The sequence below is a fragment of the Pseudomonas sp. URMO17WK12:I9 genome (genome assembly GCF_900230165.1).
In the GTDB taxonomy this organism is placed as follows: domain Bacteria; phylum Pseudomonadota; class Gammaproteobacteria; order Pseudomonadales; family Pseudomonadaceae; genus Aquipseudomonas; species Aquipseudomonas fulva.
The window spans coordinates 172,518-189,649 of the sequence record NZ_OCMQ01000002.1 but is presented as its reverse complement, the minus strand read 5'-3'; the positions used below and the strand labels follow the sequence as shown (position 1 = coordinate 189,649).

Genomic DNA, 17,132 nt, shown 5'->3' with positions numbered 1-17,132 from the left:
GCAGAGCGGATCATCAGTTGACGCGGGCCAGGTCACCCTTGAGCGCAACACCGGCAATCACTGCACCGGCGTGGCATTCGTAAGTGGAAGCGTCCTTGCGTTCGTTGCGCTTGTAGTAGCTGGCGATGTTCGTCACCGCATTGGCGTTGGCCTTGCGGGCAGCGTCCTGCAAGGTCAGCAACGCGGACTGCAGGGCCCACTCGCAGGCAGCCTCGTCACTCTTGTTGAAGGCGTTGGTTTTCTTGTTGGTGACCGAGTTAGGGCTGATCACGGTGACCTTGCCGCGCGGCTTTACGCCGGCCAGGTAGAATTTGACCGAGCCATCGAGCTTCTTCTCGGCAAGCATCTGCTGCACCACCTTTTCGAACGGCAGGTACAACGCCGTGTCGCGGGCCTGGCTCAGGCCGGGCAGGGCAGCCAGCAGCAGGGCGGTAGCGGCGGTCAGGGTTTTCAAGCGCATCGGGTTCTTCCTTGGTCAGTGGTTGGATGAGGCGTTGCTGCGTTGCAGAAGCTGATCGGCGGACAGTGCGTTGAGCTGGCGCACGATGCTGCGGTCCAGGTTGTAGACCCAGCGGTTGTAGTTACGGTGGATCTTGCCGCCGTCATACCCCAGTTCGCGGCTGTCGCGATAATCGATGCGGAACTGGCTGGCGCTGTAGTGGATGTCCACGGCGGCGTAGAAGGTATTGCGCACGGTGATGTCAGCCTGAATGACCGAAGCGCCGACCGACCGGGCCGTCCAGCCACGCTCGACGATGGCCTTGAGGATCGCCTGCTGGACCTGCTGCTGGGTGTAAGGGGTGGCAGCAGCCAATTGTTCCGAGGGGTTGAGCACCGGTTTGGAGGTACAGCCGGCAATGCCGGCCAGTACCAGCCCTAGTGCAGCGGCGCGTAGCAGTGAGGACATTCCTTGCGCTCCTATCGAGGGTCAGGGCCAGCGGCGGAAGATCAGCGATGTGTTGACCCCGCCAAAGGCAAAATTGTTGTTCATCACAAACCCGTGGTTCATATGGCGAAACTCACCCCGCAGGTAATCCAGTTCGCCGCAGCGAGGGTCTACCGCGTCCAGGTTCAGCGTGTGCACATAGCGGTCGCTGTTCATCATCTCGATACTGAACCAGGACTCCAGTGCACCGCACGCCCCCAGCGTATGGCCCAGGAAGCTCTTCTGCGAACTGATGGGCATGCGTGGGCCGAACAGGCCGCTGGTGGCCAGGGTTTCGGCGATGTCGCCTTGCTCGGTGGCGGTGCCATGGCCGTTCACATAGCCAATCGCCTCCGGGGCCAGGCCTGCGTCTTCGAGCGCCAGCTCCATGGCCCTGCGCATGGTCGACTGTTCAGGCCGGGTCGTGTGCTGACCGTCGGCATTGCTGCCGAAACCGATGATCTCGGCATGAATCTTCGCGCCCCGCGCCTGTGCATGCTCAAGCGCTTCGAGCACCAGCATGCCGGCACCTTCGCCGATCACCAGGCCATCCCTGCCGCAGTCGTAGGGGCGCGGGCTGAGGTGCGGTGTGTCGTTCTTGAGGCTGGTGGCATAGAGCGCATCGAAGACCATGGCCTCGGTCGGGCACAGCTCTTCGGCACCGCCGGCCAGCATCATCGGCAAGCGGCCGTACTTGATGGCTTCGTAGGCATAACCGATGCCTTGGCTGCCGCTGGTGCAGGCACTGGACGTGGGGATCAGGCGCCCGGTCAGGCCGAAGAAAATGCTGATGTTGGCGGCGGTCGTGTGCGGCATCATGCGCACATAGGAGTTGGCATTGAGCCCGTCGGCCACCGAGTTGAGCAGCATGTTGCCGAACGCCTTGATCTCGTCGGTGCTGCCGGTGGACGAGCCGCAGGCCACGCCCATGCGGCCGTCGCGAATGCTCGGGTCGCCGAGCAGGCCTGCATCGGCAAGGGCCTGTTCGGCGGCGCCAACGGCCAGGCGGGACACCCGGCCCATGCTGCGAAGCTGCTTGCGCGTCCAGTGCGCCGGGACCTTGAAATCATCGATGGGCCCTGCCAGGCGCGTGTTCATTTCCTCGAAGCGGTCCCACTCGTCCATGCGGCGGATACCACTGCGTTGGCTGGCGAAATGACCGGCAATGGTTGCCCAGTCGTTGCCCAGCGAGGTGATGCCGGCCATGCCGGTGACGACCACGCGACGCATCAGCACAGCCCCCCGTTGACCGCCAGCACCTGGCGGGTAATGTAGCTGGCCTCCGGCGACATGAGGAAGTTGACGGCGCCCGCTACCTCTTCAGCGGTGCCCATGCGCCCGGCAGGGATCATCTTCATCAGTTCGTCTACCGGCACATGTTCGTCGAGCATGGCGGTGTCGATCAGCCCGGGCGCTACGCAGTTGACGGTGATGCGCCGCTTGCCCAATTCGATTGCCAGGGCCTTGGCCGCCCCGATCAGGCCCGCCTTCGACGCGCTGTAGTTGACCTGCCCGCGGTTGCCGATGAGCCCCGAAACCGAGGTGATGCAGACGATGCGACCCGGCGCACGGCGGCGGATCATGGGCATCGTCAGCGGCTGCAGCACATTGTAGAAACCGTCCAGGTTGGTCCGCAGCACCTGGTCCCAATCCTCGTCGGTCAGCGCCGGGAAAGCGCCGTCGCGGGTCAGGCCGGCATTGCACACCACGCCGTAATAGGCGCCGTGGGCCTCCACGTCGGCTTCGAGCGCTGTGCGGCAGGCGGCACGTTCGCCGATGTCGAACTGCAATACCCGCGCCTGCTGCCCCAACGCGCGCACTTGATCGGCCACCGCGTCGGCGTCGGCCCGGCCGCTGCGGCAATGCAGCACCAGGTCGTAGCCCGAGCGGGCCAAGCGCAGGGCGATGGCGCGGCCGATTCCACGGCTCGAACCGGTCACCAGAATGGTATCAGTCATGACAGGGGCTCCTCAGGGCCCGCTTCGGCCAGGTAGCTGGCCGCTTGCGGCGGGCGGTACACATTCAGGCGGGCGGTGGCGTGGATGCCGGGGCCGCGCAGGTGACATTCGAAAACGCCCATGCCGTTCTCGTCTTCGAGCGAACGCTGGGCGTGCACATGCAATTGGGCGCCGGCCGGAAAAGACTCGACATCGCACGAGTACTTGCGGGCACCGAGCAGGAAACCCAGCTCGACGGCTTGCCCATTGCGCCGTGCCCGACAGCCGGCATAGGCGGCCACGCTCTGGGCCATCAATTCGATGCCGAACCAGGCCGGCAGGCTGCCATCGGCGCGATTGAACAGTGCGCCGGGCCGTACGGTGGTGCGGGTGCTGATCTGCTCCTCGTCACAATGCTCGATGTGATCGATCAGGATCATGTCGCCAGCATGGGGCAGCAGCTCGGCCAGGGGCCAGGTGATCATGCGGTGTCTCCAAGAATCAGGCTGACGTTGTTGCCGCCGAAGGCGAACGAGTTGCTCATCAGTCGGCGTGGGCCATGGGTTGCCAGGCGCTGGCTGCCGTCGACCAGGGTCAGTTCAGGCAGGGCAGGGTCGGGCTGACCGTCCCACACGTGCGGCGGCAGCAAACCCAACGGGTTGTGCCTGCTCAGGCTCAGCCAGCAGAACGCTGCCTCGAGCGCACCGGCAGCGCCCAGGGTGTGGCCCGTCATCGGCTTGCTGGATGAGCAGGGCAGACCGGCGCCGAACAGGGTATCGACGGCCAGGCTTTCCATGGCGTCATTATGGGGCGTGGCGGTGCCGTGCAGGTTCAGGTAATGGATGTGCGCGGGCTCAAGCCCCGCATTGTCCAGCGCTTTGCCCATGCACTGCAAGGCACCGGCGCCAGTTGGGTCGGGCGCGGAGATGTGGTGCGCGTCGGAACTGGCGCCCGCGCCGAGCAAGGCGATGCGCTCGCCTTGCGCTTCGGGTGTGCGGGTCATCAAGAACAAGGCGGCGGCCTCGCCGATATTGATGCCGTCGCGGTTGGCCGAGAGCGGATTGCAGCGGTGCTCGCTGATCGCTTCCAGGGCGCTGAACCCATTGAGCGTGAGGTGACAGAGGCTATCCACGCCGCCGCACAGCACTGCATCGCACACGCCCAGGTCCAGCAGGCGCCGAGCGCTCAGCAGTGCTCGGCCGCTGGAGGTACACGCGGTTGAAATCACATAGGCCGGGCCGCCGAGTTGCAGCCAGTCGGCGAGAAAGTCGGCCGGCGCGCTCAACACTTGCTGGTCATAGTGATAATCGGCCGGGAAGTGGCCGCCCGCCAGGAAGTGGCCAATGGCGGCACTGCCTTCGGCGATGCCCGAAGTGCTGGTGCCCAGGACCACCCCAACACGGTGGGCGCCGTATTGTGCGATCGCCTGGCGCAGGGCGGGCTCTATCTGCAACGCGGCGGCGTACAGCAGCTGGTTGTTGCGACTGTGCTGCTCCGGCAAGGGGACGGCTGGCAGTGGCTGCATCACGGCTCCCACCGGAGGCTGGCGCTCGGGGATCCAGCCTGCGGCCGGCCGCATTCCCGAGCAGTCGCCGGCGAACAGGCGTGCGGCGACCTCGGCCTGGCCATGGCCAAGGGCGCAGATCAGGCCCAGGGCATTGAGGTAGGCGGTCATGGTGTGTGCTCACGGGGCAGGGGGGCGACTACATAGCGCAGGCCTTGGTCCAAGTGCAAGTCGAAGGCGTGGGCCGTGCGGTAGGTCACTCGCCAGCGCTTGCCCAGCCAACGCTGCCCCTGCTCCTGCCGGGCCTGGGGATACGACCGGGCCAACTGGTCCTGTGGCGTGAGGGCGAACAGCATGGCGGCGAACAACTCGCGGGCCGCCGGGTCGGGTGGCAGCAAGCCGTCGGCCTGCCACTGCTGGCCGTCCAGCACTTGTCGCGCCTGGGGAATACCCAGCAGGTCGAGCAGCGACCAGCGCAGGCGGCCACCCTCGTCCTGGATCACCAGCAGCCAGTCCTGGCGCTGACCGGCCTGGGTACGCTCCACATGCAGTTGCTGCGGCAGGGCAAGCGCCGGGGGGGATGCGGGCAGCGGGGCCCTGGCGGCGCAGGCACCGAGCATCAGGCAAAGGACTAGCGCCATCCAGGTTTTCATGCGTGCTCCAAGGGCTTGCGAGCCACGACATTGACCAGCGTTTCATCGCGTTCGCCAACGGGAGGTGGCTTGCGCAGGCCCAGACGCTCCAGCAGGCCGAAGTCCTTGGCCCGGCTCCACCACAGGTAGGGATAGGACACGTTGTCGGGCCCGAACGCGAACCCCTGCATGCGCAGCATGTGCAGATAACCTTCGGCGCTTTTCTGCACGTGCATGGGGTGACGGAAGAACCAGCGAATCACCCAGGTATCGATATAGGCTTGGGTGGATTCTGCGAACAGCAGGTAGCCGCCCGGTCTGAGTACGCGGTAGAACTCGGCCAGGGCCTTTTCCTGTTCGACCAGGTGATGAAAGGTCTGATGGCAGAACAGCACATCGATGCTGGCATCGGGGTAGGGCAGGCTGGCGCAGTCACCGCCAGACAATTCCACCTCGATGCCCAGCCGCTTGGCCTCGGCTGCGCTGAGGTCGAGGCTGTGCGGATCGGCGTCGGTGCCCAGCAGCCTGGAGGGGGCGAATACCCGTTGCAGGTGTTTGAACGACTTGCCCTGCCCGCAGCCGGCATCGAGCAGAACCGGCGCCTGGGGAAGGGCGCCTGCGAAGAGTCGGGCGAGGTCATCGATCGCCACCCGCAGCACGTGATGCTGCCAGGTGTGGCTGCTCAGGAAGCGAAACCCGATGCGGGTTTCTTCCACGTAAGTCTCGCTCAGGAACGGGCGCTGGGTCATGGGGTGTCCCTTGCGCACAGTTCAGCCAGGGTACGCAGCCGGCGCCGAGGCTCGGCGACGAACGGGTTACGTGTATCCCAGGCATACCCGGCCAGTATGGAGCTGATCATGGCGCGAATCTCCGGTGAGCTGCCGGGGTGATAGATCACATCCTGGAAGCTGCCGTCGTACCAGCCCTCCACGTAGACACGGAAGGTGTCGACGCCACGCTGCAGCGGCTCGGCAAATGCGCTCTGCCAGTCCACTGCCTCCCCTTGCAGTTGGCGATGCAGCAGGCCTGCAGCCATGCTGGCAGAGCGCATGGCGATGGTGACCCCGGAGGAGAACACCGGGTCGAGGAACTCTGCGGCATTGCCCAGCAGCGCATAACCCGGCCCATGCAGGGCTTTCACGTTGGCCGAGTAGCCGCCGATGGTGCGAGCCGGGGTGTCCCAGACTGCATTGGCCAGCACCTTGGCCAGGGCGGGCGCTTGCGCCACGAAGTGCTTCAGGCACGCATCGAGGTCGTCAGGGGCAGTGGCAAAGCGCTCAGCGGCAGCCACTACCCCCAACGAGGTGCGGCCATCACTGAAGGGGATGGTCCAGAACCAGATGTCACGGTGCTCGGGGTGGGTGGTGATGAGGATCTTGTCGCGGTCGAAGCCGGGGTGGTCGATGCGGTCTTCGATGTGCGTGAAGACCGCCTTGCGCACTGGGAAGGCGGACGGGGCTTCAAGGTCCAGCAGACGCGGCAGCACGCGGCCATAGCCACTGGCATCCAGGACGAACTGTGCCTGGAGCACGTACTCGCTGCCATCAGGCCGGCGCACACGCACCTGTGGCTGTAGCCCGCCCATGTCGGCGCTGACCACCTCATGCTCGTAGCGGATCTCCACGCCCTGCGCTTGGGCCTGGTCGGCCAGTATCTGGTCGAAGCGAGCACGCTGCACCTGGAAGGTGCTGGTCTTGCCTGGCGTGAAGGTCTGCCCGAAGTCGAAGGCGGTGTATTCGTCGCCCCATGCGAAGGCAGCACCATTCTTGTATTGGAAACCTGCCGCCTGCACGGCATCCAGCATGCCCGCCTCTTCGACGAAGTCCAGGCAGTGCGCCAGCAGGCTTTCGCCGATGGAAAAGCGCGGGAAGCGCTGACGCTCGATCACCAGCACGTCGTGCCCGCTGCGCTTGAGCAAGGCCGCCGCGATGGCACCGGAAGGCCCGGCGCCGATGACCAGGACCTGGCGTTGTTGGGTTTCAAGGGTTGGCATGCGGGCTCCTTGCCATGGGTTCTGTGTTGAGCGGAAGGCGATGAAGGCCGGCCAGCGCCGGCATCAGAGTGGCGACCAGGCTCATCAGCATGAGCGCGAAGTACACCGCTGGGGTAATCAACTGCTGGGACAGCAGCAGGTTGAGAAAAACGATTTCACTGAGGCCGCGAATGTTCAGCAGCAGGCTTTCGCGCCATTTGCCGGCAGCGCCGGGCGACGCAGCAGCCCAGCACAGGCCCAGCCAGTTGCCCAGCAACTTGCTGGCGATCGGAAGCACCAGCAAGGCGACCAGCTGCCACGCGTCCAACTGCCCCAGGGCCTGGTGGGCATCGATCTGCACCACGCCGTAGGTCAGGATCATGGGGACCGCCAGGCCCTGTTGCACGAGGCGGTTGTACCGCTCTGGCAGCGGCAATGCCGCCGCGACCTTGAGCCAAGCCAGGCACGCCAGATAGCCAACCCCCAGGATCAGTGCGTTGAGCTTGTAGTGTTCGGCAATGAACAGCAGCACCAGGAACAACGCGCCATACAGCGAAGGCGCGCGCAGACCCAGCGCGTGCAACGGCCATGGCAGCAGCGCCGCCAACAGCGGCACGGCCAGTGTGCCGGGATCGAGGCTGCCTTGGCCCGCACCTAGTAATAGCCAGCACGCCAGGTCGATCAAGATGGCAGCCTGCAACAACCGCCGGCTGGCCGCCGGGGGATAGTCGATTGCCTGGAGATAGAGGTAGAGCACCGGTATGGCGGTGATTGCGAACACCAGGCCCAGTGCCAGTGCACCGACCCCGCTCAGGCCTATCACCCAGATCGCGCAGGTGATACCGCAGAGGAACGGCAGCAGGAAGCTGGGCACGGCAAGTTTCAGCGCCTGTCGGTCCGGGCGCAGCGCCAGCACGTCGATCAGGATATGACCGAGCAACAAGGCGAAACTGCCGCCGTAGAGGGCTTTTACCCATGCTGGTGCGATTAACGCAGTGCCCTCCAATTGCCAGTGCGGCGTTACCCACAGACCCATCAAGGCAGGGAGTACCAGTGTTGCCAGCAACAGATGGCTGACGATCGGGATCAGCCCGAGGCGCTTGCCCAGCCTGCTGGCCAGGGTGAAGAGCGCCAGCGCCAGCGCCCAGAAGACGGCGATCATCATGAGCGGTCGTGCGCTCCCTCGCGAGGCGCTGCCCAAGGCGCCAGCAGGAAGCTGAACACCAGGCCCAGGCTTACCGCCATGCCGAAGTTGCTGACTGCCGGCGTACTGGACAGGGCCAGCAGGCCGAACGACAGCCATGTGGTCAACGCAGCCAGCAAGGTTCCGAGCAGGCTCACCGCGGCGCCGCCGATGCGCTCATGCATGAGGATGGCGTAGTCGACGCTGATGGCCGTCACCAGCAGCAATCCGAACAGGCTGAACAGTGTCAACGGCTCGCCCAGCCAGCCGAGGCTCGCCAGGCTGCACAGAGCAGCCAACAGCGGCAGGGCAACGATGCGCAAAGAACCCCGCAACCCGAAAGGCACTGCCAGCAGCATCAGAATCAACGCACACGAAAGCAGTTTGAGTTCCGCTGCGCTGACCTGGGTGGCGGCGAACAACTGGTTCAGCTCGCCAAGACGATCAACCAGCTGTACACCGGGCAGGCCCTGCGCCTGCAACTGCAACAGGGCGGCGTCAGACAAACCTTGCAGGCTGACGATGGCAGCCACGCCGTCACCTGTGCTGCCCAGCCACAAGGGCCGCCATGCCTCGCCCAACGGGCCTGCCAGCACGTCGTCGATACGCTGCAGTGGCAGTGCGCGCAGTTGCGCGACTTCAGCGGCCAAGGCCGCCTGGGGAACGCCGAGCGCCACCAGCGGCTGCCAATGCGCCGTTAGCGTGGCCAGGGCCTCGCGCACCTGTGCTTGCTCGGCAGGGGTTGCGACCAGCTGTCCGAGGCTCAGGTAGCCCTTGAGTTTGCCCAGCGCGACCAACTCATCGAGCTTGGCCCCAAGCTGTTGGGTGCGTTCGAGCAATTGCTGCTGGTCGGCAGCCCGCACCAGGTAGAACTGGCTGGAGGGCTGGTAACCGGTGATGCGTGCCACTGCCTGGGCTTGCTGCAACAGTTGCGGCGGCGTGCCCACCCATTGGCGGATGTCGTTGTGGGTCTGTAGGTGCCAGAGGCCGCTGGCGCAGAACAACAGCAGCAGGGCCAACAGCGCTGCGCTCGGCACTTTGCGCAGCAATGCCTCACGCCAGCGGGTGAGCGCCTGCGCGATACGCATTGGCCAATCGGCAGGTTGCAGCTGCGCCTTGCTCAGCAGGGCCGGGACCAGGCACACCGCACTGAGGTAGGCGCCCAACAGGCCAGCGGCGGAGAAAACGGCAATCTGGGTCAGCGCCGGGAACGGGGTGAAGGCCAATGCCAGGTAGCCGATGCAACTGGTGGCCAGGCTCAGGCTCATGCCTGGCAGGGTCAGGCGCACGGCCGTCCAGCTTTGCCAGGGCTTGAGGCTCCAGCTCTTGGTCAGGTAGTGCAGTGGGTAGTCGATCGCGACGCCGATCAGGCTGGAGCCCAGCACCAGGGTCATGACGTGCATCTGGCCGAACACCGCCACGCACACCACTGAACCGAACAGCATGCCGACCAGCACGGGTAGGAACGCCAGCAGCGCACGCACGCTGCGCAGGGCCAGCAATAGCAACAGCAAGATGCCCAGCGTTGCCCCGCCGCCTACCCAGGTGATCTCCCGGCTGGCTTGCTGCTGGCCGGCGGCCGCGTGCAGCAGGCCGCTGGCGGCCAGCAACTGCGCATCGACAGCGCTTGCCTGCACACGCGCCTGGGCCAGCAAGTCCGCGACCTGCAGGGGCAGGTGCATGTCGAAGGCATTGCCCAGGGTGTGCGCGCGCACCAGCACCCAGTAATCCCCTTCGGCCTGGGCAATCAAGGCACCGCTGGCGGTGTCCAGTTCCACGTTCGCGGGCTTGGGCTGGGCATTCTGGATACGCCCGGTCAGGCCTAGCCAGTCATCCTGGCCTGGCACGAGGCTGAACCCTGCGAAGGGATCGACCAGGCTCTGGACGCGCTGCGCCACGAAGGCGTCCGGCTCCTGCTGCAATTGTTGCCGGTCAGATGACGGCAGCATGGCCAGGCGACCTTTGAGCAACTGATCACGCACTGCCTGCAGGTCGGTGTCCAGGCTCCACTGCACCTTTTCGAACAGGCCAGTGGCCTGCCACTGTTCCGCCAACCGTTGTGCCAGCGCCACTGCCTGTTGACGCTGAGCGTGGCCGACCAGAAGCAGCAACTCGCGGTTCAGCGGTTCCTGCATCCGCTGCTCGGCCTGTTGCACCAGCGGATCCTGGGTCGCTCCGGGTACCAGCGCCATCAAGTCGGCGGACAAGGGCGCGCCGCGGTGCCACTGCCAGCCGGCCACGGCCAGCATGATCAGCAGCAGGCAGACGAACAGGCGCGGCAACTGGCGTTCAGTCGGCAAAGTCACTGCGCTCCATGTCGCTCAGCTCGGCAGCGCCGGTGCTTTCAGGCAGGCGCAACACGGTGCTGTCGCCTTGGGTCTCGCTCAGCTCGATGCGCTGCACAAAACGCCCGCCGCTGATATCGATGCGGCTGAAGATTTGCTTGAGCAGCAACGAGCGTGGGGTCAGACGCAGTTGCCACTGGGTTGAATCGCCGCTCAAGGCCAGTTCGAAATCACGCTGCAGCCCAGTGCTGTCACCTTGCAGCACGGCAAAGAACAGCTGGTTTTGCTGCGCACCGGCGCTGCGGCTCGGCAGCACTTGCCAGCCGCTCGGGTCGCGCCGGGCAATGCCATGGGCGTCGATCCGGTAGTCCTGACGCAGTGGCGTATGCAGCATCCAGAGCAGGCCATGATCACGGGCAAGCACGAACTCACCTTCGCTCAGCAAGGGCTGGGGCAGGGCACGCAGGTGTTTTTCCTGAATGAAGGGGCCCTTGACCACCGCAGGTGCGCTGAGCTGGTGTTGCAGGGCGTCCAGGTCAAAGGCTGCGCTCAAGGGGCTGACGATCAGCACCGCCAACGTTGCCAGCACGCAGGCCAGCCGTCTTAGCGCAGCACTCATGACAACACCTGCTGCACGGCGTCGAGCATGACCTGCGGCGAGGCCAGCTGCATTTCGCCGCTGTCGATGTGCACGGCCACCTGAACCGTACTGGCACGGGTCATGCGCTCACCGGTCACGGCGTCGCTGATCAGGTAATGCAGCTTCAGGCGGTTTTCCCATTCCACCAGGCTGGCCCGCACCACCAGGCGCTGACCGAACGTGGCGCCGCGCATGTAGCGCAGCTGCAGGTCGATCACCGGCCATGCATAGCCGCTGGCCTGCATCTGCACATAGTTGTGCGCCAGGCGGTCGAGCAGGGCGCACCGCGCCACTTCCAGGTACTTCACATAATGGCCATGCCAGACCACATGCATGCTGTCGACATCGAAAAACGGCACGATGACTTCGGTGTCGACGTGGAAAACGCCAGGGTTACGCATGCAGCCTCCAGTGACGTTGGCCGATGCGCACCAGGCAGTGGCGCAGCTCGCCTTCCAGCGCCCGGTCTTCGATGACCGGCGCGAACTCCTGCAACAACGCCTCGTGCATCTGCGCCAGCGCAGGGGGCAGCGCGTGTGCCTGGGGCTGCTGGCTGCGCAGCCAGACGCCCTGGTTGGCGGCCAGCAACGCAGCGGCGGCGACTTGCTCGGTCAGCTCCAGGACCCGCAGGGCATCGCGGGCGGCAATGGTGCCCATGCTCACCTTGTCCTGGTTGTGGCATTCGGTGGAGCGCGAAAACACGCTGGCGGGCATGGTCTGCTTGAGCGCTTCGGCAGTCCAGGCGCTGGCCCCGATCTGCACAGCCTTGAAACCGTGGTTGATCATGGCGCGCTCGGCCGGTGCGCCCGACAGGTTGCTCGGCAGGCCGTGGTTGTAACGCACATCCACCGCCAGCGCGAGTTGTCGGTCGAGCAGGTCGGCCACGTTGGCGACGAGGGTTTTCAGGCTGTCCATGGCAAAGGCGATGTGCCCGCCATAGAAATGCCCACCGTGCAGCACGCGCTCGGCATCACCGTCGATGATCGGGTTGTCGTTGGCACTGTTGAGCTCGGTCTCGATGAAACCACGCAACCAGCCCAGGCTGTCGGCCAGTACCCCCAGGACGTGCGGCGCGCAGCGCAGCGAATAGCGGTCCTGCAGGCGGTGCAAGGGCGGCAGGGGTGCGTCGATCGCCAGGTCCTGGCGCAGCCAGGCGGCGACCTGCGCCTGGCCAGGGTGTGGCTTGGCGGCGAACAGGCGTTCGTCGAAATGCTCGGGGTTGCCTTGCAGGGCAACCACGTTCAGTGCGGTGATGCGGGTTGCCAAGTGCAGAAGATAATCGGCGCGGGCAAACGCCAGGCACGCAAGGCCGGTCATCACTGCCGTGCCGTTCATCAGGGCCAGGGCTTCCTTGGGCCTGAGCACCAGGGGCTGCCAGCCCAGTTCGCGGTGCACGTCGGCGCTGAGGCGGCGCTGGCCCTGGAACATCACCTCGCGCTCGCCCGAGAGCGTCGCGGCCACGTAGGACAGCGGGGTGAGGTCGCCACTGGCGCCTACCGAACCCTCTTCGGGGATCAGCGGCAGGACGTCGTGGGCAATGAAGTCGCGCAGGCGCTCGAGCAGTTCCAGGCGAACACCGGATACCCCGTGGCTGAGCGACCGCAGGCGTGCAGCCAGCACTGCGCGTGTGGCCGAGGCGTCCAGCAGCTTGCCGAGGCCGCAACCGTGGAAGGTGTAGAGGTGGCGTGGCAGCGCCTCGACGTGTTCCAGCGGCACGGCCACGACACAGGAGTCGCCGTAGCCGGTGGTCACGCCGTAGATCACCCCTTCCTTGTCGAGCAGGGTGTCGAGAAAGCGCGCCCCGCGGGCAATGCGCTCGCGGTAGGCGGCATCGCCCTGCAGGTGTGCCGTGGCACGGCCTTCGGCCAGCGCCACGACGTCTTCGATAGCCAGCGGCGATTCGCCGAACGTGACAGGTTCATGCGCTTGCATCGTCATCGGTCTTCCAGAAAGGGTAGAAATTGAACCACTGCAGGGGCGCGCGCGTGCAGTAGTGGCCCAGGCGATCGGCGTAGCGGGCGGCCCACTGGGCGATGACTTCATCGCGCTGGCCGCGTCGCCATTGCAGGCGTTCGGCAAAGGGCTCGAGGGTGACGTGGTAGCGGCCGTCGTGCTTGAGGCAGAACAGCAGGTTGAGCGGGCATTCGAGCATGCCCGCCAGCAACCAGGGGCCCTGCGGGAAGGCGGCGCGGTGGCCCAGGAAGTCCACCTCGACGGTACGCCCGCCATGCAGCGGCACGCGATCACCCGCGATGGCCAGCCATTCACCGCGCTCCAGGCGCTCGGACAGTTGCAGCATCACCGCAGGGTCCAGCTCGCTGACCTGGATGAGCCGCAGGTTGGTGGCGCCCGCCTCGCCCAGCAAGCGGTTGAAGCGCTCGGCATGGCGGGTGTGCACCAGCACGTTCATGGTCACCTGCTCGCCGATTTCGGCCAGGGCCCGGCAGACTTCCAGGTTGCCCAGGTGGGCGCCCACCAGCATCTGCCCGCGTGCGCCGCGCAGTTGCTGACGCAGGCCGGCAGGGTCGTGGATTTCGATATCCTCGATGCGCAGCTTGCCGTTCCACACGTCAAGCTTGTCCAGCAGGGCCTCGGCAAAGGCCATGAACTGGCGAAAGACCTGCCATGAGCCAGGGGCAGGCGTCTGCCCGGTGTTCCACTGGCGCAGGCGTTGCTGGTACTGCCACGCGCTGCGGCGGGCACGGCGGCCGAACAGGAAGAAGTAGGCGACGATCACGTGGATCAATGGGCTGAGCACGCGGCGGCCTAGCAACCGTACCAGGGCGGCGGTCAGCTTCATCAGCCAGAAGCTGCCCCGCTCCTGGTGGTCGGCCCAGTGCTGCGACGGTTCGCTCATGACCGCCACCGACGCCAGAGGATCGCCGGTGCGCGCACCAGCATGCCGAAGAACAGCTTGGCGTGCATCTTGGAAATCAGTGCGTTGTCGTGGACCAGGCGAAAATGCGACAGGCCATCCTGTGGATAATGTACCCGCGTCGGCAGCCAGCGCATTGGTTGGTTGCGCCAGGCCAGGCGCACGAGAATTTCCGGGTCGAAGTCCATGCGCTTGCCAAGTCGCACGGTGTCGATCAGGGCCAGCGTGGCTGGCAGCGGATAGACCCGAAACCCGCACATGGAGTCGGGAATCTGCAGCGACAGGCTGTTGATCCACACCCAGACGTGGGTTAGGTAGCGCGCGTACAGCCGCCCTTTGGGCACACTGGCATCGTACTGTGGATAACCGCACACCAGTGCCTGGGGGGCATGACGCGAATGTTCCAGAAACGTCTGCACATCGCCCAGGTCGTGCTGGCCATCGGCATCGACCTGCAACGCATGACTGAAGCCCAGTCGCGCTGCCTCGCGCAGGCCGGCCATGACTGCACCGCCCTTGCCCTGGTTGACGGGCAGGGTGACCAGAAACACGTTCGTCTGTTCGGCCAGCCGGGCGAGCACCTGCGCGCAGCCTGCGTCGCTGGCATCGTCGACCAGCACGCAGGGCAGGCCCGCGCGCAGCAAGTCGTCCACGACCGCCGGAACGGCCTGTTCATGGTTGTAGACCGGGATCACCGCGCAGGGCTTATGCACAGGCGTTCTCCAACAGAACCCGGCCGCTCGAGCACGGTTGACCGGCACAGGTGAAGGCGAAGTAAAGCTTACCGCGGGCCTTGTCCAGGCGAAGGCTCAGCGCCAGCTCATCGCCGGGCCGCACCAACTGCTGGAACTTGAGCACCTCCATGCCTGCAAAGCGCAGCGGCGACTCGGTCAGCTCAGCGGCCAGCGCGACGGCCCAGTCGATCTGGACCACGCCGGGCAACACGGGCGTGCGGGGAAAATGCCCCGGGAAACAGGCAAGGTCCAGGGGCACGCCGAGCTTGAGCTGGAGTTCGTCACCCTCGCGGTGCTGCTCCAGCACATGCGGCGCCATGCTGCGAGGCGCCAGCAGCAATGCCTGCAGCGCAGCCTGGGTCAGCTTGCCCTGGCTGTTGAGCGGCAAATGCTGCACCAAGCGCCAGCGGCGGGGCAGTGCCAGCGCCTCACAGTGGCCTGCCAGGTGGCTGCGCAGGGCCTCGACCAAGGCCCGCCGCCCCTGGTTGCGCAGGGCGTGCAAGCCTGCGGGGGTCGGCACCAGCAGGGCGCCGAGGCTGGCCCGGCCGTTTTCGATCATGCCAAGGCGTGCTTCAGACACCCATGGATGCGTGCACAAGGCCTGTTCGAGCATGGGCAGCGAAATGCGCTTTTCTTCGAGTTTGACGATCCGATCCAGTCGCCCCAGCAAGCGAAAGCGCCCATCTGATGAGAATTCGACAGCGTCGGCGCTGTGTTCTACATGCCCCGCAGGGAGGTAGGGCGAGGCGATGCACAGCGCGCCCTGTTCATTCTGGCTGACCTGTACACCGGCAAACGGCTGCCACAAGGGCTGCCCCTGACGCCAGGCGATCCCGCCGGTCTCCGAGCTGCCGAGGATTTCAGCCGGCCATTGGCCGAGACGCTGGTGCAGGCGCTCGGCCGCATCGGCGGGCAACTCACCGCCCGACGAGAACACCTTGCGCACTGGTTGCAGGGCTGGCCAGTCGAGGTTTTCCCCCATGCGCTTGAGCAGCGCCGGGCTGGCGACCCAGGCAAAGGCCGGGTGGGCGCGGCTGGCCCGTTGCAGGTCTTCGGGGAACGGCAATTGACGGCGCTCGAAACCACGCCCGGCGCACAAGGGCCACAGCACGCGGAACAAAAGCCCGTAGATGTGCTGGGTGGCGACGCTGCCGATGATCCAGGCAGGGCCCAGGGCCTTGCCCCACAAGTGCTCCAGCGCGTTCACCTCGCTGGCCAGTTGCGTGAGCTGCTTGTCGATGCGCTTGGGCTCGCCGCTGGACCCGGAGGTGCACAGGCTGATGCGGCACCGGGCCAAGTCCAGAACGGCAGGTGGCAAGGGCGCGTCGAACAGGTCGTCGGGCAGCGTATCCTCAGCCTGATCCGTGAGCCACAGGTCTACGTGGGCATTCCAGCGCTCGCGTGTGGCCGGTTGCAGGTCGGCCGGCAGCAAGACCTCAACCTCGGCCCGCCATGCACCGAGCAGGGCAGCGGCCAGTTGCGCGGCGTCCTCCAGGTGCACCGCCAATCGGCGAACACCCCGCGCACGCAGGCCACCGGCCAGGCGCAGTGCCTGCTGGCTCAGTTCGGCATGGTCCAGGACAGGGGCTTGGGTCACCTGGCGCGGCGCATCCAGCGGCAGCAGCAGGTGTTGGAGGTTGATCCAGTTCATGAGCGTCCTCGCACACGTTGTCTAATCAGCCATTCGAGGGCGAACAGCACGCCCATCGCGGCATAGGCGATCACGCCGTTGTAGAGCGTCCACCAGCCCAACGGCGCCCACAGCGTAAGCGCGGCCGCGATCAGGCCGTTGAGCAAAAAGAACAGGCACCAGGCCTGCGTGACCTGCCGGGTATAACGCACCGCGCGCGGTGGCAGCGCTGGGTCGCTCAAGCGTGCCAGGCGTTCGGCCACCGGCATGCCGTGCAGCAGGCTGCTACCGAACAGCCCCAGCATGAAGGTACTGATGAGCACCGGATACCAACGCAGCAGTGCCTGGCTGTCCGACAGCCCCAGCAGCCCACAGAACAGCAGGGCGGCAACTGCCATCCACAGGCTGCCGGGACGACGAGGGGCGCTGAGCGCACGTGCCAGCCAAAGGCCGCCGAGCAGCAGGCCAAATTGCCAGGGGGCGTAGTGCGCCATGCCGAAATGCACGGCGAACGGATACAGCAGCCCGGCAATCAGCAGGCCGGCGCCGATCAGTCGCTTCATGCCTCCGGGTTCACCAGGCGGAACACGGCCTCGACCACGTCGTTGACGGTACGCACCGACTTGAACTCGTCAGCGGCTATCTTCTTGCCTGTCTGGCGCTTGATGTGATCGATCAGGTCGACGGCGTCGATGCTGTCGATTTCCAGATCCTGGTAAAGGTTGGCGTCCAGGCTGATACGCTCAGGCTCGAGCTCGAACAATTCGACCAAGGCGTCGCGCAGGATGTTGAAGATGTCTTCACGGGTTTGCATG

The 17,132-nt window shown here is 65.7% G+C and carries 19 protein-coding genes; all 19 read right to left on the bottom strand.

Going from position 1 to position 17,132, the window contains the following annotated elements; genetic code table 11:
• Positions 1-13 precede the first annotated feature (13 nt).
• Genes CRP40_RS05495 through CRP40_RS05405 form a run of 19 tightly spaced genes read right to left on the bottom strand, consistent with a single transcriptional unit; the run spans position 14 to position 17,131 of the window.
• Complete coding sequence (locus tag CRP40_RS05495; protein ID WP_027913518.1) at positions 14-460, bottom strand: hypothetical protein; 447 nt, start codon at positions 458-460, stop codon at positions 14-16.
• A 15-nt stretch (positions 461-475) separates the two neighbouring features.
• Complete coding sequence (locus CRP40_RS05490; RefSeq protein WP_027913519.1) at positions 476-907, bottom strand: hypothetical protein; 432 nt, start codon at positions 905-907, stop codon at positions 476-478.
• Positions 908-928: 21 nt separating this feature from the next.
• On the bottom strand, positions 929-2,155 hold the full coding sequence (locus tag CRP40_RS05485) for a beta-ketoacyl-ACP synthase (protein ID WP_027913520.1): 1,227 nt from the start codon (positions 2,153-2,155) through the stop codon (positions 929-931).
• Positions 2,155-2,883 carry a 3-oxoacyl-ACP reductase FabG gene (gene fabG / locus CRP40_RS05480; RefSeq protein WP_027913521.1) on the bottom strand — a complete coding sequence of 243 codons (729 nt, stop codon included), beginning with the start codon at positions 2,881-2,883 and terminating at the stop codon, positions 2,155-2,157. The genes CRP40_RS05485 and fabG overlap by 1 nt, the downstream gene beginning before the upstream one ends.
• On the bottom strand, positions 2,880-3,347 hold the full coding sequence (locus CRP40_RS05475) for a hotdog family protein (RefSeq protein WP_027913522.1): 468 nt from the start codon (positions 3,345-3,347) through the stop codon (positions 2,880-2,882). Before CRP40_RS05475 ends, fabG begins: the two co-directional genes overlap by 4 nt.
• Positions 3,344-4,537 carry a beta-ketoacyl-[acyl-carrier-protein] synthase family protein gene (locus CRP40_RS05470; RefSeq protein WP_027913523.1) on the bottom strand — a complete coding sequence of 398 codons (1,194 nt, stop codon included), beginning with the start codon at positions 4,535-4,537 and terminating at the stop codon, positions 3,344-3,346. Before CRP40_RS05470 ends, CRP40_RS05475 begins: the two co-directional genes overlap by 4 nt.
• Complete coding sequence (locus CRP40_RS05465) at positions 4,534-5,019, bottom strand: hypothetical protein (RefSeq protein WP_027913524.1); 486 nt, start codon at positions 5,017-5,019, stop codon at positions 4,534-4,536. Before CRP40_RS05465 ends, CRP40_RS05470 begins: the two co-directional genes overlap by 4 nt.
• Positions 5,016-5,747 (bottom strand): class I SAM-dependent methyltransferase, encoded by a 732-nt coding sequence (locus tag CRP40_RS05460; RefSeq protein WP_027913525.1) that lies wholly within the window; start codon positions 5,745-5,747, stop codon positions 5,016-5,018. Before CRP40_RS05460 ends, CRP40_RS05465 begins: the two co-directional genes overlap by 4 nt.
• Positions 5,744-6,991, bottom strand: coding sequence for an NAD(P)/FAD-dependent oxidoreductase (locus tag CRP40_RS05455; protein ID WP_027913526.1), 1,248 nt, complete (start codon positions 6,989-6,991; stop codon positions 5,744-5,746). The genes CRP40_RS05460 and CRP40_RS05455 overlap by 4 nt, the downstream gene beginning before the upstream one ends.
• On the bottom strand, positions 6,978-8,135 hold the full coding sequence (locus tag CRP40_RS05450; protein ID WP_027913527.1) for a hypothetical protein: 1,158 nt from the start codon (positions 8,133-8,135) through the stop codon (positions 6,978-6,980). The genes CRP40_RS05455 and CRP40_RS05450 overlap by 14 nt, the downstream gene beginning before the upstream one ends.
• Positions 8,132-10,453: an MMPL family transporter gene (locus CRP40_RS05445; protein ID WP_027913528.1), complete on the bottom strand. Its 2,322-nt coding sequence runs from the start codon at positions 10,451-10,453 to the stop codon at positions 8,132-8,134. Before CRP40_RS05445 ends, CRP40_RS05450 begins: the two co-directional genes overlap by 4 nt.
• Positions 10,443-11,057, bottom strand: coding sequence for an outer membrane lipoprotein carrier protein LolA (locus CRP40_RS05440; RefSeq protein ID WP_033694883.1), 615 nt, complete (start codon positions 11,055-11,057; stop codon positions 10,443-10,445). Before CRP40_RS05440 ends, CRP40_RS05445 begins: the two co-directional genes overlap by 11 nt.
• Positions 11,054-11,479 (bottom strand): acyl-CoA thioesterase, encoded by a 426-nt coding sequence (locus tag CRP40_RS05435; RefSeq protein ID WP_027913530.1) that lies wholly within the window; start codon positions 11,477-11,479, stop codon positions 11,054-11,056. Before CRP40_RS05435 ends, CRP40_RS05440 begins: the two co-directional genes overlap by 4 nt.
• The gene (locus CRP40_RS05430; RefSeq protein ID WP_027913531.1) at positions 11,472-13,010 is read right to left on the bottom strand and encodes an aromatic amino acid ammonia-lyase; all 1,539 of its coding nucleotides are present in this window, start codon (positions 13,008-13,010) and stop codon (positions 11,472-11,474) included. The genes CRP40_RS05435 and CRP40_RS05430 overlap by 8 nt, the downstream gene beginning before the upstream one ends.
• A complete protein-coding gene (locus CRP40_RS05425) occupies positions 12,997-13,935 on the bottom strand; it encodes a glycosyl transferase (RefSeq protein WP_027913532.1) in 939 nt (312 codons plus the stop codon). Before CRP40_RS05425 ends, CRP40_RS05430 begins: the two co-directional genes overlap by 14 nt.
• On the bottom strand, positions 13,932-14,666 hold the full coding sequence (locus CRP40_RS05420) for a glycosyltransferase family 2 protein (protein WP_027913533.1): 735 nt from the start codon (positions 14,664-14,666) through the stop codon (positions 13,932-13,934). Before CRP40_RS05420 ends, CRP40_RS05425 begins: the two co-directional genes overlap by 4 nt.
• On the bottom strand, positions 14,659-16,338 hold the full coding sequence (locus CRP40_RS05415) for an AMP-binding protein (RefSeq protein WP_027913534.1): 1,680 nt from the start codon (positions 16,336-16,338) through the stop codon (positions 14,659-14,661). Before CRP40_RS05415 ends, CRP40_RS05420 begins: the two co-directional genes overlap by 8 nt.
• Complete coding sequence (locus tag CRP40_RS05410; RefSeq protein WP_027913535.1) at positions 16,335-16,880, bottom strand: membrane protein; 546 nt, start codon at positions 16,878-16,880, stop codon at positions 16,335-16,337. The genes CRP40_RS05415 and CRP40_RS05410 overlap by 4 nt, the downstream gene beginning before the upstream one ends.
• Positions 16,877-17,131, bottom strand: a complete 255-nt coding sequence (locus CRP40_RS05405) for an acyl carrier protein (RefSeq protein ID WP_027913536.1) — start codon at positions 17,129-17,131, stop codon at positions 16,877-16,879. Before CRP40_RS05405 ends, CRP40_RS05410 begins: the two co-directional genes overlap by 4 nt.
• Position 17,132 lies beyond the last annotated feature (1 nt).

What these genes read in the sequence shown, in the direction of transcription:
- CRP40_RS05450 (WP_027913527.1), bottom strand. Translation starts at nt 8,135, where the DNA reads ATGATGATCGCCGTCTTCTGGGCGCTGGCGCTGGCGCTCTTCACCCTG.
- CRP40_RS05440 (WP_033694883.1), bottom strand. Translation starts at nt 11,057, where the DNA reads ATGAGTGCTGCGCTAAGACGGCTGGCCTGCGTGCTGGCAACGTTGGCG.
- CRP40_RS05490 (WP_027913519.1), bottom strand. Translation starts at nt 907, where the DNA reads ATGTCCTCACTGCTACGCGCCGCTGCACTAGGGCTGGTACTGGCCGGC.
- CRP40_RS05460 (WP_027913525.1), bottom strand. Translation starts at nt 5,747, where the DNA reads ATGACCCAGCGCCCGTTCCTGAGCGAGACTTACGTGGAAGAAACCCGC.
- CRP40_RS05430 (WP_027913531.1), bottom strand. Translation starts at nt 13,010, where the DNA reads ATGCAAGCGCATGAACCTGTCACGTTCGGCGAATCGCCGCTGGCTATC.
- CRP40_RS05425 (WP_027913532.1), bottom strand. Translation starts at nt 13,935, where the DNA reads ATGAGCGAACCGTCGCAGCACTGGGCCGACCACCAGGAGCGGGGCAGC.
- CRP40_RS05455 (WP_027913526.1), bottom strand. Translation starts at nt 6,991, where the DNA reads ATGCCAACCCTTGAAACCCAACAACGCCAGGTCCTGGTCATCGGCGCC.
- CRP40_RS05410 (WP_027913535.1), bottom strand. Translation starts at nt 16,880, where the DNA reads ATGAAGCGACTGATCGGCGCCGGCCTGCTGATTGCCGGGCTGCTGTAT.
- CRP40_RS05465 (WP_027913524.1), bottom strand. Translation starts at nt 5,019, where the DNA reads ATGAAAACCTGGATGGCGCTAGTCCTTTGCCTGATGCTCGGTGCCTGC.
- CRP40_RS05435 (WP_027913530.1), bottom strand. Translation starts at nt 11,479, where the DNA reads ATGCGTAACCCTGGCGTTTTCCACGTCGACACCGAAGTCATCGTGCCG.
- CRP40_RS05485 (WP_027913520.1), bottom strand. Translation starts at nt 2,155, where the DNA reads ATGCGTCGCGTGGTCGTCACCGGCATGGCCGGCATCACCTCGCTGGGC.
- CRP40_RS05470 (WP_027913523.1), bottom strand. Translation starts at nt 4,537, where the DNA reads ATGACCGCCTACCTCAATGCCCTGGGCCTGATCTGCGCCCTTGGCCAT.
- fabG (WP_027913521.1), bottom strand. Translation starts at nt 2,883, where the DNA reads ATGACTGATACCATTCTGGTGACCGGTTCGAGCCGTGGAATCGGCCGC.
- CRP40_RS05405 (WP_027913536.1), bottom strand. Translation starts at nt 17,131, where the DNA reads ATGCAAACCCGTGAAGACATCTTCAACATCCTGCGCGACGCCTTGGTC.
- CRP40_RS05495 (WP_027913518.1), bottom strand. Translation starts at nt 460, where the DNA reads ATGCGCTTGAAAACCCTGACCGCCGCTACCGCCCTGCTGCTGGCTGCC.
- CRP40_RS05415 (WP_027913534.1), bottom strand. Translation starts at nt 16,338, where the DNA reads ATGAACTGGATCAACCTCCAACACCTGCTGCTGCCGCTGGATGCGCCG.
- CRP40_RS05475 (WP_027913522.1), bottom strand. Translation starts at nt 3,347, where the DNA reads ATGATCACCTGGCCCCTGGCCGAGCTGCTGCCCCATGCTGGCGACATG.